14 protein-coding genes are annotated in these 14,161 nt (G+C 71.1%); 7 read left to right on the forward strand and 7 right to left on the reverse strand.

Features of this window, described 5'->3' with window-relative positions; translation table 11 throughout:
- Positions 1-15 precede the first annotated feature (15 nt).
- Entirely contained in the window at positions 16-462 is a 447-nt protein-coding gene (locus tag B0675_RS15770) for a DUF2550 domain-containing protein (protein WP_081219456.1), read from the forward strand.
- Positions 463-580: 118 nt separating this feature from the next.
- Here the strand turns inward: B0675_RS15770 and B0675_RS15775 are convergent, their stop codons facing one another.
- The 4 genes from B0675_RS15775 to B0675_RS15790 all read right to left on the reverse strand — a co-directional run bounded on the left by B0675_RS15775 (position 581) and on the right by B0675_RS15790 (position 5,043).
- The gene (locus B0675_RS15775; protein ID WP_081219457.1) at positions 581-2,419 is read right to left on the reverse strand and encodes a glycoside hydrolase family 18 chitinase; all 1,839 of its coding nucleotides are present in this window, start codon (positions 2,417-2,419) and stop codon (positions 581-583) included.
- Between the two features lie 461 nt (positions 2,420-2,880).
- Positions 2,881-3,453: a cob(I)yrinic acid a,c-diamide adenosyltransferase gene (locus tag B0675_RS15780; RefSeq protein WP_081219458.1), complete on the reverse strand. Its 573-nt coding sequence runs from the start codon at positions 3,451-3,453 to the stop codon at positions 2,881-2,883.
- Between the two features lie 13 nt (positions 3,454-3,466).
- Entirely contained in the window at positions 3,467-4,216 is a 750-nt protein-coding gene (locus B0675_RS15785) for an ABC transporter permease (protein WP_081219459.1), read from the reverse strand.
- Between the two features lie 44 nt (positions 4,217-4,260).
- Positions 4,261-5,043 carry an ATP-binding cassette domain-containing protein gene (locus tag B0675_RS15790; RefSeq protein WP_081219460.1) on the reverse strand — a complete coding sequence of 261 codons (783 nt, stop codon included), beginning with the start codon at positions 5,041-5,043 and terminating at the stop codon, positions 4,261-4,263.
- A gap of 80 nt (positions 5,044-5,123) precedes the next feature.
- On the opposite strand from B0675_RS15790, the gene B0675_RS15795 reads away from it, so the two are divergent.
- The 4 genes from B0675_RS15795 to B0675_RS15810 all read left to right on the forward strand — a co-directional run bounded on the left by B0675_RS15795 (position 5,124) and on the right by B0675_RS15810 (position 10,076).
- Positions 5,124-5,765 (forward strand): TetR/AcrR family transcriptional regulator, encoded by a 642-nt coding sequence (locus B0675_RS15795; RefSeq protein WP_081219461.1) that lies wholly within the window; start codon positions 5,124-5,126, stop codon positions 5,763-5,765.
- A 123-nt stretch (positions 5,766-5,888) separates the two neighbouring features.
- Positions 5,889-6,737: a 3-hydroxyacyl-CoA dehydrogenase family protein gene (locus B0675_RS15800; RefSeq protein WP_081219462.1), complete on the forward strand. Its 849-nt coding sequence runs from the start codon at positions 5,889-5,891 to the stop codon at positions 6,735-6,737.
- Positions 6,738-6,953: 216 nt separating this feature from the next.
- Positions 6,954-7,277: an STAS domain-containing protein gene (locus B0675_RS15805; RefSeq protein WP_053753244.1), complete on the forward strand. Its 324-nt coding sequence runs from the start codon at positions 6,954-6,956 to the stop codon at positions 7,275-7,277.
- Positions 7,278-7,544: 267 nt separating this feature from the next.
- Positions 7,545-10,076: an AAA family ATPase gene (locus tag B0675_RS15810; RefSeq protein ID WP_081219463.1), complete on the forward strand. Its 2,532-nt coding sequence runs from the start codon at positions 7,545-7,547 to the stop codon at positions 10,074-10,076.
- Between the two features lie 109 nt (positions 10,077-10,185).
- Here B0675_RS15810 and nucS read toward each other — a convergent pair whose 3' ends face one another.
- Positions 10,186-10,857 (reverse strand): endonuclease NucS, encoded by a 672-nt coding sequence (gene nucS, locus B0675_RS15815; RefSeq protein WP_081219464.1) that lies wholly within the window; start codon positions 10,855-10,857, stop codon positions 10,186-10,188.
- A 351-nt stretch (positions 10,858-11,208) separates the two neighbouring features.
- Here nucS and B0675_RS15820 point away from each other — a divergent pair, with 351 nt between their 5' ends.
- Positions 11,209-11,601 carry an SCO5389 family protein gene (locus tag B0675_RS15820; RefSeq protein ID WP_081219465.1) on the forward strand — a complete coding sequence of 131 codons (393 nt, stop codon included), beginning with the start codon at positions 11,209-11,211 and terminating at the stop codon, positions 11,599-11,601.
- A gap of 102 nt (positions 11,602-11,703) precedes the next feature.
- Here B0675_RS15820 and B0675_RS15825 read toward each other — a convergent pair whose 3' ends face one another.
- Positions 11,704-12,732, reverse strand: coding sequence for an LLM class flavin-dependent oxidoreductase (locus B0675_RS15825; RefSeq protein ID WP_081219466.1), 1,029 nt, complete (start codon positions 12,730-12,732; stop codon positions 11,704-11,706).
- A 222-nt stretch (positions 12,733-12,954) separates the two neighbouring features.
- Between B0675_RS15825 and B0675_RS15830 the strand changes: the two genes are divergently transcribed.
- Positions 12,955-13,287 carry an ATP/GTP-binding protein gene (locus B0675_RS15830; protein WP_081219467.1) on the forward strand — a complete coding sequence of 111 codons (333 nt, stop codon included), beginning with the start codon at positions 12,955-12,957 and terminating at the stop codon, positions 13,285-13,287.
- Positions 13,288-13,319: 32 nt separating this feature from the next.
- On the opposite strand, the gene B0675_RS15835 is transcribed toward B0675_RS15830, so the two are convergent.
- Complete coding sequence (locus B0675_RS15835; RefSeq protein ID WP_241539946.1) at positions 13,320-14,144, reverse strand: ABC transporter permease subunit; 825 nt, start codon at positions 14,142-14,144, stop codon at positions 13,320-13,322.
- Between the last annotated feature and the right edge of the window lie 17 nt (positions 14,145-14,161).

The following is a 14,161-nucleotide window of genomic DNA, read 5'->3' on the forward strand; positions in this document are numbered from 1 at the left end:
AGGAGGTCGGTGTCGATGGTCCTCGCTCTGACTGTGTGCGGAATCGTGGTGGCGCTCGTGGTGGTGGGGCTGTTCGTCTTCGGCCTCCGCCGCCGGCTGATCCAGCGTTCCGGCGGGACGTTCGACTGCAGCCTGCGCTGGGACGTCCCCGAGAAGGGCGACGCCGGCGGCAAGGGCTGGAGCTACGGAGTCGCCCGCTACAACAGCGACCGCGTCGAGTGGTACCGCGTCTTCTCCTACGCCCCCCGGCCGCGTCGCGTTCTCGAACGCTCGGCGATCGAGGTGGCCGGCCGCCGTGCCGCCGAGGGCGAGGAGGAACTCGCGCTGCTCTCCGACGCGATCATCCTGACCTGTCTCCACCGTGGTACGCGTCTCGAACTGGCGATGAGCGAGGACGCGCTCACCGGCTTCCTGGCGTGGCTGGAGGCGGCCCCGCCCGGCCAGCGCGTGAACGTCGCCTGACCCGACACCTGCCCTGCCCGTACACCGGCCCGGTCGGTGCCGCTCGGGCCGCCGGAAAAGAAAGCCGCGGACAGACCCGGAGGTCTGCCCGCGGCTTTCGTGCGAGGTGGTGCGGGGGTCAGCTCAGGCCGCTGTTGATGGCGCTGACGAGTTCACCATTGCTGGTGTCGCCGCTGAACTCCCAGAAGAACGCGCCGCCCAGACCCTGGGTCTTGGCCCACGACATCTTGCCGGCGATGGTCGACGGGGTGTCGTACGACCACCAGTTGCTGCCGCAGTGGGCGTACGCCGTGCCGGCGATGGTGCCGGTGACGGGGCAGGACGTCTTGAGGACCTTGTAGTCCTCGTTGCCCGGCTCGTACGTGCCCGGTGCGGGACCGGTCGCGGTGCCGCCCGGGGCGTCCTGGGTGACGCCGGTCCAGCCGCGCCCGTAGAAGCCGATGCCGATCAGCAGCTTGCTGGCCGGTACGCCCTTGGACTTGAACTTGGCGATCGCGTCGGCCGTGGTGAAGCCGGCCTGCGGGATGCCGCTGTACGAGGTGAGCGGGGAGTGCGGGGCGGTCGGGCCGTCCGCGTCGAACGCGCCGAAGAAGTCGTACGTCATCACGTTGTACCAGTCGACGTACTGCGCGGCGCCCGCGTAGTCGGCGGCGTCGATCTTTCCGCCCGAGGTGCCGTCGGCCGTGGTGGCGGCGGTGACCAGGTTGTTCGTGCCGAACTTGGCGCGCAGCGCCTGCATGACGTTCTTGTAGGCCGCGGCACCGCTGGTGTCGCAGGTCAGGCCACAGGCGTTCGGGTACTCCCAGTCGATGTCGATGCCGTCGAAGACATCGGCCCAGCGCGGGTCCTCGACCAGGTCGTAGCAGGACTGGGCGAAGGCCGCCGGGTTCTTGGCCGCGTCACCGAAGCCGCCGGACCAGGTCCAGCCGCCGAAGGACCACAGCACCTTGATGTTCGGGTACTTGGCCTTCAGCTCGCGCAGCTGGTTGAAGTTGCCGCGCAGCGGCTGGTCCCAGGTGTCGGCGACGCCGCTGACCGACTGGTCGGCGGTGAAGGCCTTGTCGTAGTCGGCGTAGGAGTCGCCGATCGCGCACTTGCCGCCGGTGACGTTGCCGAAGGCGTAGTTGATGTGGGTGATCTTGGCGGCCGAGCCGGACGTCACGAGGTTCTTGACGTTGTAGTTGCGGCCGTAGATGCCCCACTCGGTGAAGTAGCCGAGCTTGACGGCGTTGCCGGTGGGCGGGGGAGTGGTGCCGCCGCCGGTGGTGTGCACGGAGACCGCGCCGCTGACCGGACCGGTCTGGTCGGCGGTGTCACGGGCCTGGACCGTGTACGAGTAGTCGGTGCCGGCGGTCAGGCCGGTGTCCGTGTACGAGGTGGTCGTCACGGTCGCGACCTTGGTGCCGCCGCGCAGGACGTCGTAGTTCTTGACGCCCTTGTCGTCGGTGGCCGCGCTCCAGGAGAGCTTCACCGAGGTGTCGGTGACGGCCGAAGAGGTGGGCGTGCCGGGCGCGGAGGGCGCGCTGTCACCGGGGACGGTGGGGCCGCCGTCACAACTGCCGCCGTTCAGGGTGCAGTTGGTGGGCGAGCCGGAGCCGGCGCCGTTGAAGCCGAAGGAGAGGGAGGCGCCCGCGGCGAGGGTGCCGTTGTAGGACTTGTTCTTGGCGGTCCAGTGGTTCCCGGAGTGGGTGACGTCCGCGTCCCAGGCCGAGGTGACGGACGTGCCGGTGGGGAAGTCCCACTCGATGGTCCACGAACTGATGGCTGCGGTGCCGGTGTTCTTGACGGTCCACTGGCCGCCGAACCCTGTGCCCCAGTCCTGTGTCTTGGTGTACGTCGCGGTGGCGCTGGTGGCCGCCTGTGCGGGACCCGCGAGGCCGACGAGTGCGGCGAGGGGGAGGAGCAGGGTGGTGAGCCCCGCCACGGTTCTGTGTCTGGCTCTCTGCCGGAAGCGCATGGATGCCTCTCCTCTTTCGTCTGGTGCCTCGGTGGCGCCGTGACGAGCGGGGGAACCGCGACCGTGCTCAGCCCGGTGGGCGTGCGCGCGCTCGCGCTCCCGCCGCCCTCGCGCCCCCTCGGCCGGGGGTGTCGTGGGCATGGCTAAGCGCAGTGCGGCGAGAATAGAAAGGTCTGGACCACGGGTCAATAGGTCTGGACCAGTGCAATGTGCCGGGGGTGATCCCTCAACTACCCCGGAAGGAGCGCCGCTTGGGCTCGACGCCCGGGGCCGGGCGGGGCCGGCAGGTGGGCTGACGTGCAGGCTCGGCCGTCCGGCGCCGCGGGGCGATGCCGCGGGGCACGGCCACCGGGGGCCGTCCACGACCGGCAAAAAAGGTCCGGTCCGACCTCTGTCGGAGAGCGCCGACGACCCCTCGCCGTTCCTCCGGGCGAGGGGTGCGCTTCGGTGCGGCTCGGGTGCTAGCGCTCTCCGCCCGGAACCCACAGGACGTCACCGGTGTCCTTGTTGGCCGTGCGCGCGAGGATGAACAGGAGGTCCGACAGGCGGTTGAGGTAGGTGGCGGTGAGCGGGTTCATCGCCTCCCCGTGGACCTCCAGCGCCGCCCAGGTGGAACGCTCGGCGCGGCGGACGACCGTGCACGCCTGGTGCAGCAGGGCCGCGCCCGCCGTGCCGCCGGGCAGGATGAACGAACGGAGCTTCTCCAGCCGCTCGTTGAAGCGGTCGCAGTCCGCCTCCAGCTTGTCGACGTAGAACTGCTCCACCCGCAGCGGCGGGAACTGGGGGTCCTCGACCACCGGTGTGGAGAGGTCCGCGCCCACGTCGAACAGGTCGTTCTGGACCCGGGTGAGCACCTCGACGACCTCGGCCTCCAGGCCGCCCAGCGCGATGGCCGTGCCGATCACCGCGTTCGCCTCGTTGGCGTCGGCATACGCCGAGATCCGCAGGTCGGTCTTGGCGACCCTGCTCATGTCGCCGAGGGCGGTGGTGCCCTGGTCGCCGGTCCGGGTGTAGATGCGCGTGAGATTGACCATGGGGTCAGCCTAGTTAGGCGCCGGTCCTGCGGAAGACGCGTGTGCCCACTGTCACGGCGAGTGCGGCGAGGCCCAGGGCCACCAGGACGCCGTACAGCATGTGCGCGGTGGCGTAGGAGCCGACGTACGCGTCCCGTACCGCGTCCACCAGATAGCGGAACGGCATGAAGTGCGAGAGCACGTCCAGCCACCCGGGGGCCAGCGCCATCGGCAGCATCAGGCCGGACAGCAGCATGGACGGCATGGTCAGCGCGTTCACCGTGGGTCCGAACTCCTGCGGCGTGCTGACCTTCAGGGCGAGGGCGTACGACAGCGAGGCGAGCGAGACGGTCAGCAGGGCGACGAAGGCGAAGCCGATCAGGATACCGGCGAGGGGTGCGCGCAATCCCATCAGCAGGGCCGCGAGGACCAGCAGAACCCCTTGGAGGACGAAGACGGCGGCGTCGCGCAGCACCCGGCCGAGCAGCAGCGCGAGACGGCTCACGGGGGTGACCCGCATCCGTTCCACGATGCCGAGATTCTTCTCGATGATGATCGAGAACCCGGCGAACGCGGCCCCGAACAGGCCGAGTTGGAGCAGCAGGCCGGGGACGAGGACCTGCCAGGAGGTGCCCCGGGTGGCGAGGGGCAGACCGGTCAGGAGCGGTCCGAAGAAGAGCAGGTACAGCAACGGCATCAGGACGCCGAAGAGCATCGCGAAGCGGGAGCGCAGGGTCTGGCGGGCGTAGCGCCCGAAGATCAGCGCGGTGTCGTGGAGAAGCATCGGTCCTCGGTCCTGTGTGGCGGGGCGGTCGGCTGCGGGCGGTGTCAGACGGCCACGGGCGTGGCGTCGGCCGGGTCGGGGCCGCGTCCGGTGATGGCCAGGAAGGTGTCCTGGAGGGTCGCGTCGGGGGAGCCGCCGTGCGCCCGCTTCAGCCCGCCGGGCGTGCCGTCGGCGACGACCACACCCCGGTCGACGATCACCAGCCGGTCGGCGAGCGCGTCCGCCTCGTCGAGGTAGTGGGTGGTCAGGAAGACCGTGGTGCCGTGGGTGTCGCGCAGTTTGCGCACGAGGTCCCAGAGGTCGGCGCGGCTGCCGGGGTCGAGTCCGGTCGTCGGCTCGTCGAGGAAGAGCACCACGGGCCGGTGGGTGAGTCCCAGCGCGATGTCCAGTCGGCGTCGCTGACCGCCGGAGAGCGCGGAGGTGCGGCGGTCCATGAGGCCGGTGAGGCCGAGTTCGTGGGCCAGTTCGTCGGCCCGCTCGACCGCGCGCGGCCGGGGCAGCCGGTACAGCCGTCCCTGGGTGACGAGTTCCTCCCGCACGGTGACGTGCGGGTCGACGCCGCCCGATTGGGCGACGTAGCCACAGGCGCGGCGCACCCCCGCGGGGTCGCCGGCGAGGTCGCAGCCCGCGACGGTCGCGGCACCGCCGGTCGGGGCGAGCAGGGTGGTGAGCATCCGGAGCGTGGTGGTCTTGCCCGCGCCGTTGGGTCCGAGGAGGCCGAGGATCTCGCCGGGCCGCACCGTGAGGTCGATGCCGCGCACCGCCTCCACCGGCCCCCGCTTGGTCGAGAAGGTGCGGGCCAGCCCGGCCGTACTGATGATTGCCATGCCGCCAGAAAAACAGAGTCTCTCAAATTTTGCAATGACTCCAAGAATTCAGTCGGCCCAGCGAAAGCTACGATGCGGACATGGCGGAAGGGCTCAGGGAGCGGAAGAAGCGGCAGACGCGGCAGTACATCTCCGACGTCGCCACGGGCCTGTTCCTGGAGCGGGGCTTCGACGCGGTGACCGTCGCGGAGATCGCGGACGCCGCGGACGTCTCGGTGAACACCGTCTACAACTACTTCCCGGCCAAGGAGGACCTCTTCCTCGACCGCTCACGGGGCGTCGTCGACCGCCTCGCCGGCTGGGTCCGCGGCCGGGCGAAGGGCGAGTCGGCCGCCGCCGCCGTCCTGCGCGAACTGCGCGACGAGGTCCGGGCCGTGTCCCCGAGGCTCGGCCTGATGACCGGGTACGCCCGTTTCATGGAGGTCATTCAGGAGGCGGCCGCGCTCCGCTCGCGACTGTGGGCGATCGGTCAGGAGATCCTCGTCAACCTGGAGGAGGCGCTGCGCGAGGACGTCGGCGCGTCACCCGGGGACCCGCTGCCGGGCCTCGTCGCCGGTCAGATCAACTGGGTGCACCAGACCGTCATGTCGGTCATCGGCCGGGAGATGATGGCCGGCCGGAATCCGGACGAAGTGTCACGCGAGGTGCTTCTGCTCCTCGACGACATGGAGGACCTGTTGAGCCCCAAGGTGCTCAACTACGCCGTACGGGCGGTCGAATGACCCGTGCCGGTGTGATGTCCGTCAGATGAGACGTGACGCGCGTTACTTACCGGTCACACAGGCGCACACGGACGCTAGGGTCCGCCGGGAGAGCAACTCATTCAGCGTGTTGAGGGAGTCGGAGTGGCACGGAAGCTCGCCGTCATCGGAGCCGGACTCATGGGGTCCGGCATCGCCCAGGTCTCCGCGCAGGCGGGCTGGGACGTCGTCCTGCGCGATGTCACCGACGAGGCGCTCGGCCGTGGCCTCGACGGGATCAAGGCCTCGTACGACAAGTTCGTGAGCAAGGGCAGGCTGGAGGCGGCCGACGCCGAGGCGGCGCTCGCGCGCATCACCGCGACCACCGATCTGGACGCGGCGTCCGACGCGGACATCGTCGTCGAGGCCGTCTTCGAGAAGCTCGAGGTCAAGCACGAGATCTTCCGGGCCCTCGACAAGATCGTGCGCCCCGACACCGTGCTCGCCTCGAACACCTCGGCCATCCCGATCACCAAGATCGCGGCGGCCACCGAGCGCCCGGAACGCGTCGTCGGCGTGCACTTCTTCTCGCCGGTGCCGATGATGCAGCTCGTCGAACTGGTCCGCGGGTACAAGACGAGCGACGAAGCACTCGCCACCGCACGGGAGTTCAGCGAGTCGGTCGGCAAGACCTGCATCGTGGTCAACCGTGACGTCGCCGGCTTCGTGACCACCCGTCTCATCTCGGCCCTCGTCGTCGAGGCGACCAAGCTGTACGAGTCGGGCGTGGCCTCCGCCGAGGACATCGACCTCGCCTGCCGGCTGGGCTTCGGCCACGCGATGGGGCCCCTCGCCACGGCCGACCTCACGGGCGTCGACATCCTGCTGCACGCCACCGGCAACATCTACACCGAGACCCAGGACGAGAAGTTCGCACCGCCCGAGCTGATGCGCCGGATGGTTGACGCCGGTGACATCGGGCGCAAGAGCGGGCAGGGCTTCTACAAGCACTGAACGATCACCGCGGCGACGGACGACCCCGTCGCCGCATTCGGCACGAAACCGCACGCGCCTCTCGGGTGTCACCCCATGAGGTGAATTCGGTATCGGTTCGCTTACAGACGGCAACCTCTGCGGCCCTCAGGCAGTCAGACGGTGCACAACATACAGACGCGAAGACGCGGTAACAGACACACGCGGAGTTACGAGACGCATTCTCGGGGAGCGCATATGTACATCAGGGGCGACCACGCCGAGCTGGTCGTCGGGGGCCGCCTCGACGTACGCAGCGCGGCGGACGCCCGCACGGTCCTGCACACGGCCGTCGACGACGGAGTCGGCGACCTCGTGCTGGACCTGTCCGAGCTGGACTCCTGGGACGCCACCGGGCTCGGTGTCATCATGGGGGCCCACCGACGCGCCGGGCGGTGCGGCAGACGGCTCGTGCTGCGCGGGGTCCCACCGCAGATGCAGCGCCTGCTGGTGGCCACCCGGCTGCACCGGATCCTGGCGATCGAGGGTGGTATCGGGGTCGAGTCCCTGCCCCGCGTCTGACCCGGGCGAGCACCCCACCGCGCAGCGTGCGCGACCGCGTCCGCGCCCTGACCGGCGGGGGAAACGCATCCCGTGCACAATCCTCACGAAGCTGTGACGGTTCGGACGGCGCGGTACCCCGCCTGTTCGTAGATACTGTGCGAAGGTTTAGGGTTCGGCTGCCCGCCGCCTGAAACCCTACGAGCGGGCACCGGACCAGAAGCGACAGCGCGGTGTGCAGCACGGCCGGGAGGGCTTGGCACACGACGCTTTTGGGGGGCTTGGAACATGGACCCGACCAACCGGGGACCCGAAGAGTACGGCCATGACGACGACGGCCAGGCGCCTCGCCCGCGCCCGCCGCGCGACCCGCTCGCCACCGACCTGGGCCAGCACGCACCCGCCCTCGTCCGCACGGTCCAGCTCGTCTCGGGCGACTTCCTGCTCACGGTCAACCCCGTCGACGGCAGCGAGATCGAGAACTGCCCGCCGCACGAGCGGCCGCAGCCACCGGTGAAGCACGGCACCGCCGCACGCGCCGAACTGGCCCGCGCCGCCCGCCCGCCCGTGCCGCCCGGCCCCGCGCAGCCCCGGCTGCCCCTCCTGGAACGCCAGGAGGAACGCGAGCGGCTCGTACGCCTCCTCGCCCGCGGCCGTTCCGTACGGCTCACCGGCCCCTCCGGCGCCGGCCGCACCGTCCTGCTCGACGCCGTCGCCGACGACTGCGCGGACCTCGCCCCGGACGGCGTCGTCCGGCTCTGCGGGCACCGGCGCACCGCGGCGGACCTGCTCCACGACCTCTTCGCGGCCGTCTACGACGCCCCGCGGTACCGCCCCGACCGTGACGAACTGCTCCGCCTTGTCCGCGACATCGGAGCCGTCGTGGTCGTCGACGACATCGAGATCGGCGGCAGCGCCCTCGACGAACTCCTCGATGCCACCCCCGAGTGCGCGTTCGTCGTCGCCGCCACCCCGGACGTCCCGGCACCCTCCGGCGAGGCCCTCCTCGAAGAGGTCGTCCTCGGCGGACTCGACCGCAGCGGCGGCCTCGAACTCCTCGAACGCTCCGTCGGACGCGTCCTGACCGAGGAGGAGTCGAACTGGGCGGGCGACCTCTGGTTCGAGTCCGAGGGACTGCCCCTGCGCTTCATACAGGCGGGCGCCCTGCTGCGCCAGCGCGACCGGCTGCAGGCCGGCGAGGACGCCCTCGACGAGTACGGCGTCTTCCAGGAGGTCCCGGAGGACGCGACCTTCGAGGCGGCCGGCGACGCCCACGACGTGCCGCTGCCCTCCCTCGCCGAAGGGGCCGCGCCGGCCGCGCTGCTCGCGTCCCGGCTCAGCGAGTCGGCCCGCGCCACGCTGCGCTTCGCCGTCGCGCTCGGCGGCGAGGTGCCCCACCAGGCGCACCTGCCCGCCCTCGTGGGCGACACCCACGCCGACGCCGCGCTCGCCGAACTCGCGGGCTGCGCGCTGATCTCCCCGGTCGGCTCCCGCTACCGGCTCGCCGCCGGCGTGCAGGCGCAGCTGGAGGCCTCCGGATACGCGGACGGCCTGGAGGAACAGGCCCTCGCCGCGGCCCAGCACTATGCCTGGTGGGCCGGGCACCCCTCGGTCACCCCGGAGCGGGTCTCCGCCGAGGCCGACGCCGTGCTCGCCGCACTCACCTGCCTCGTGCCCGGCACGACCGCCCCGCTCGACGACGAGGACGAGACCCCCGCCGTCCGACTGGCCCGCACGGCCGGCCCCGCCTTCGCCGCCGGGCTGCACTGGAGCGCCTGGGAACGCGCCCTGCGCTCCGGCGCCGAGGCATCCCGGCTCTCCGGAGAGGTCGGGGAACAGGCCTACTTCCACCACGAGTTGGGCATCCTCGCGCTCTGCGGCGGCCAGCTGGACCGGGCCCGCGCCGAGCTGGAGGCGTCCATAGGCCTGCGCGGCGCCCTGGCCGACAAGCGCGGCACCACCGCCGGTCGCCGCGCCCTCGCCCTGGTCGCCGACCGCTCAGGAACCCCGTACGCCCTCGGCGGACGCACCGCGGGGGAGGAGGTGCCGGACGCCCGGCAGGAGGAGTCGATGTCGCCGCCCGGCGGCGTCCCGACGCCGTTCCCGACGGTCGTCGACACCTCCGGCGGCACCGTGACGGTGCTCGCCCACCCCGCCGACCCGGGCATCCCCGCGGACAAGCGCCAGAGCGTCGCCGGGCGCCTCGTCACCGGCACCCGCCGCAACCTGGTCGCCGCGGGCGCCGGTGCGCTCCTCGTCGCCGTCCTCGGCACCGTCGTCACCCTCGGCGCGACCTCGAACCACGACAGCGACACCCCGTCCGAGAAGGTCGGCGTCAACCCGTCGGCCAGTCAGGGCAGCGAGGACGACAGTCTCGGCGCCGACAAGGCGAAGAAGGCCGGCGACTCCAGTCCCACCGCCGGCACCCCGGCCCCGCCCACCGACCCCGGGCCCGACGGGACGTACGGCACGACGGACGATCCGACGCCCACCGCGACCGCCACGGGCGGGCCCTCCGACGACCCGACCGGCACCCACACGTCGGGCAAGCCGTCGAAGTCGCCGAGCAAGTCGCCCTCGAAGACACCGTCCAAGACACCCCCGGCCTCGCCTTCGAAGACGCCGAGTGGCTCGGCCTCGCCATCCACCTCGCCCACGGATTCGACCACCCCGCCGGACGAGTCGACCGAGCCCTCCACCTCCGACTCCGCGAGCGGCCCCGTGACGAGCGGCGCGCCGGCGAGCACGTCGGCCGGGGTGCCGGAGAGCAGCGGGCCGGCGAGCGGCGCCGCGGGTTCGCCCAGCGGCGCGGTGATCTGACAGCGAGCCGTACGACACGAGGGAGGGCCGGGTCCTGTGACGGACCCGGCCCTCCCTCGTCGTGCGTACGGCCGGGGCGCGGGGTGTCCCCCGCGCGGCGGCGTGCGGATCAGAACAGGCGCAGCTTGTCGTCCTCGATACCGCGCAGGGCGTTGTAGTCCAGGACCGTGCAGCCGATGCCGCGGTCGGTGGCGAGGACGCGGGCCTGCGGCTTGATCTCCTGGGCGGCGAAGATTCCGCGGACCGGCGCGAGGTGCGGGTCGCGGTTCAACAGCTCCAGATAGCGCGTGAGTTGCTCCACGCCGTCGATCTCGCCGCGCCGCTTGATCTCCACGGCGACCGTCGCGCCGTCGGCGTCCCGGCACAGGATGTCGACCGGGCCGATGGCCGTCATGTACTCGCGGCGGATGAGGGAGTAGCCCTCGCCGAGCGTCTCGATGCGGTCGGCGAGCAGCTCCTGGAGGTGCGCTTCCACGCCGTCCTTGATCAGACCGGGGTCCACGCCGAGTTCGTGCGAGGAGTCGTGGAGGACCTCCTCCATTGTGATGATGAGCTTCTCGCCCGCCTTGTTGACGACGGTCCAGGTGCCCTCCTCCTCGCCGGAGCCCTCCTTCAGCGTGCAGGGCGGAGACATCCAGTTGAGGGGCTTGTAGGCCCGGTCGTCCGCGTGGATCGAGACGCTTCCGTCCGCCTTCACGAGGATGAGGCGCGGGGCCGACGGGAGATGGGCCGTGAGCCGGCCCGCGTAGTCCACGGAACAGCGGGCAATGACGAGACGCATGGTCGGCAACGCTACTCGACCGGCGGTGGTGCACGCGATTCTCCCGCCCCACTCGCACCACCGATCGACCCGGAACGTGCGGTTCGCGCCTTTTGTTCTCGCGATCGCCTGGTTCCGGCCGGTCGGGCCCGGGTGGGCCATCCCATTGATCCTGAAGCCTCCGCGTTCGGAGGTGGCTGATTGTCGGCCTACTGACGGTTCGCTATGTGCCCATTCTCCTGGTGCCGCCACCTGGCGTTGCTTACCGTATAAGCGGGAGGTCGTGACGCGTGTACTCAGCGTGTCCGGCATCGTCAACTCCCCATCCCTGTCCGGCAACCCCCGAGGTCTGGGGGTGCGAGAGGAGAACCCATGTCGCTCGACGTCTCACCGGCCCTACTCCAACAGGCCGAGCGAGGCGAGGTCGACGAAGCTGACTTCGTCGACTGCGTCCGGACCTCCCTGCCCTATGCGTGGGAGATGATCAGCTCCCTGGTGGCCCAGCTGAAGGTCGACGGCGGCAACTTCGCCGACAACCAGACGCCCCCGCCGGACGAGCAGGCGCGTGGCCAGCTGCTGCGCGCGCTCGCGAGTGACGCGATACGCGGCGCGCTGCAGCGGCACTTCGGCGTGCGGCTGGCCTTCCAGAACTGCCACCGGGTGGCGGTGTTCCCGCTGGACGACGCAGTGGACGACACACTGGCACGCTTCACCTCGGTCCGCAGTCAACTGCTCAATCAGTCGCCGGAGTTCCGGGACTGCTGATGCGCTGACTCCGCTCGGCTTGCCGTTCCGTCCGCGGGAGGTGCTCTGGTACCGGGGCGGCAAGCCCACCGAGTGTCCGGTCCGTCGACCGGACCCGACCGGTCATCCGAGGTTCGGGAGGACCTCGGCCCCGAGCCGGCGTACGTTCTCCTCGGTCGCCGCCAGGTCGCCCGAGCCCTCGACGAGAAGGGCGAACCGCGAGATGCCGGTCCGCTCCGAGGTGGCCGCGAGCCGGTCCGCGCACAGTCGTGGCGTGCCCACCGGGTGCAGCCCGCAGAGCAGTTCGGTGTACGCCACCGGGTCGCGCATGGAACGGGCGCGGCCGTCGACCGTCACATGGGCGTTCAGTCCCTGCTTCAGCCAGCCCGGCATCGCCTTCACGAGCGTCTCCACGGCGTCGGTGCGGCGGTCCGCGATCTGGCAGACCCCCGCGGACACATGGGCGGCGGTGAGGATCTCGTCCCCGGAACGGCCCGCGGCGCGTGCGTGCGTGCGCCACAGCCCGACCATTTCGGCCTTCTCCTCGTCCCCGACGTGCATGCCGAGAAGCATCGGAAGCCCGCGCTCGGCGGCGAGCCGCACGCTCGCCGGTGAGGTGCAGGCCACCACGACCTCGGGCCCCGCGGTCTCGCACAGCGCCTCGGACGGCCGGGGGACGACGGGGACCTCACGGAACGGGAACCGCTCGGAGGTGCTCGCCACGGACGGCTCGCGCAGCCAGCGCATCAGCAGATCGAGGGACTCCGGGAACCCCTGTTCGTACGCCTCCAGGCCCGCTCCGAACACCTCCAGGTCGACCCACGGGCCGCCGCGGCCGACGCCCAGCGAGAACCGTCCGCCGGACGTCAGGTGCAGCAGCGCGGCCTGTTCGCCGAGCGCCACGGGGTGCGCGGTGGGCAGCACGCTGACGGCGGTGCCGACCCGGATGCGGTTCGTGCGGCCCAGCAGATACGCGGCGAGCGTGACGGCCGACGGGCACGTCCCGTACGGCACGAAGTGGTGTTCGGCCAGCCAGACCGCGTCGAGACCGGCCTCCTCGGCGACCTCGGCCGACCGCACCGCGCGATGCAGGGCCTCTCCCTGGCCCTGTCCCGGGAACTGGGCGGCGAGTACAAAACTTCCTACGTGCATCGAACTTTCCTGCTTCCTCGGCTCCGACAGGGAGCTCCCCCACCCGGCATAACCTCCTGACACGTGCCGAAGTCACGGCCTGGCGGCAAGATTTGCGGATTGTCTGGGAAATGGGCCGTCCGATGGGGCATCTGTGCGGGTCTGCGCTGTACGCCTACCCCCGGGTGCGCCGCGTAGGCTGGACGTGGCCCCTGCTCCCTGTATAGCTCCGTGAGGTGTCCCTTGTCCCCGCGTCGCAACCGTCCGAAGGACGCCGGCCCGTCCGGCACGAGCGCCGAGGCGGACCCGTCGGACCGCTACGGCGGCTGGCAGTCCACGGAGAGCTGGCAGGGCGAGGAGTGGAGCGTGCGCCATGTGGCGGGCGCGAGCGCACAGGGCAAGACCTACCGCTGCCCCGGCTGCGACCAGCTGATCCCCTCCGGGGTGCCGCACGTGGTGGCGTGGCCCGAGCACTCGGGCGTCGACGACCGGCGGCACTGGCACAAGGCCTGCTGGAACGCGAAGGACCGCCGCACCTCGCGGGTGCAGCGGTCCCGTAACGCGCCCAGGTTCTAGGCGACTTCAGGTTCCCGTAGGGGCCGTGGGCGTCACACGTCCCGGCGGTCCAGGAGGACGAAGGCTCCGACGATGGCGGCCGCCGTCACTCCGGCGAGCAGGCCGAGCTGCGCGCCGCCGTGGCCGCTCTCCCGGTCGATCTGGAAGATCCTGGCGAGGGCGTTCGGGGCGTTGTACTCCTGCATCTTCTCGCCGAGCGTGCGCATGCTCTCGGACATCATCAGGAACGCCGGCATGATCGCGGGGACCAGCACGACGCCGAGCATCGTGGTGATCGCGCCCGCCGAGTGACGGAGCATCGAGCCCACCGCGAGCGCCAGGACGCCGAGCAGGGACACGTACAGCGCGCCCATCACGACGGTGCCGCCCCACGGCACCGGGGACGGTTCGCTGTGCATCCCCTCGGTGATGAGGCCGACCAGCCCGATCGCGAAGGCCGAGACGACGAAGGCCACCGCGAAGAAGATGATCAGCTTCGCGGCGAGCACCCGGTGCCGCTGCGGCGAGGCCGTGAACGTCGTGCGGATCATGCCGGTGCCGTACTCGGACGAGACGACCAGCACGCCCAGCGTGATCAGGCAGATCTGTCCGAGCATCAGGCCGAAGAACGCGGGGATCGTGTACGGCACATCGCCGAAGTCCTCGTTCGTGGTCTGCGCGGCGACCAGGAAGCCGATGCCGATCACCAGCAGCAGGAAGATGCCGAGCGTCCACAGCGTGGAGCGTACCGACTTGATCTTCGTCCACTCGGAGTTGAGCGCGTGCCCGAGGTGGGTGCGGGTGACGGGGATCGGCGAGGTGTACGACGTGCCGGGCGCCGGGTGCCATTCGGGGGCAGCGGCGGTCTGCTGCGGCATCGGGGGCTGGGGCGTGC

Origin of the sequence: Streptomyces sp. M41(2017) (assembly GCF_002078175.1) — a bacterium.
In the GTDB taxonomy this organism is placed as follows: Bacteria; Actinomycetota; Actinomycetes; order Streptomycetales; family Streptomycetaceae; genus Streptomyces.

Excerpts from the sequence above, each read along its gene's own strand:
- B0675_RS15770 (WP_081219456.1), top strand. The coding sequence starts at position 16 with ATGGTCCTCGCTCTGACTGTGTGCGGAATCGTGGTGGCGCTCGTGGTG.
- B0675_RS15775 (WP_081219457.1), bottom strand. The coding sequence starts at position 2,419 with ATGCGCTTCCGGCAGAGAGCCAGACACAGAACCGTGGCGGGGCTCACC.
- B0675_RS15780 (WP_081219458.1), bottom strand. The coding sequence starts at position 3,453 with ATGGTCAATCTCACGCGCATCTACACCCGGACCGGCGACCAGGGCACC.
- B0675_RS15785 (WP_081219459.1), bottom strand. The coding sequence starts at position 4,216 with ATGCTTCTCCACGACACCGCGCTGATCTTCGGGCGCTACGCCCGCCAG.
- B0675_RS15790 (WP_081219460.1), bottom strand. The coding sequence starts at position 5,043 with ATGGCAATCATCAGTACGGCCGGGCTGGCCCGCACCTTCTCGACCAAG.
- B0675_RS15795 (WP_081219461.1), top strand. The coding sequence starts at position 5,124 with ATGGCGGAAGGGCTCAGGGAGCGGAAGAAGCGGCAGACGCGGCAGTAC.
- B0675_RS15805 (WP_053753244.1), top strand. The coding sequence starts at position 6,954 with ATGTACATCAGGGGCGACCACGCCGAGCTGGTCGTCGGGGGCCGCCTC.
- B0675_RS15810 (WP_081219463.1), top strand. The coding sequence starts at position 7,545 with ATGGACCCGACCAACCGGGGACCCGAAGAGTACGGCCATGACGACGAC.
- nucS (WP_081219464.1), bottom strand. The coding sequence starts at position 10,857 with ATGCGTCTCGTCATTGCCCGCTGTTCCGTGGACTACGCGGGCCGGCTC.
- B0675_RS15820 (WP_081219465.1), top strand. The coding sequence starts at position 11,209 with ATGTCGCTCGACGTCTCACCGGCCCTACTCCAACAGGCCGAGCGAGGC.
- B0675_RS15825 (WP_081219466.1), bottom strand. The coding sequence starts at position 12,732 with ATGCACGTAGGAAGTTTTGTACTCGCCGCCCAGTTCCCGGGACAGGGC.
- B0675_RS15835 (WP_241539946.1), bottom strand. The coding sequence starts at position 14,144 with ATGCCGCAGCAGACCGCCGCTGCCCCCGAATGGCACCCGGCGCCCGGC.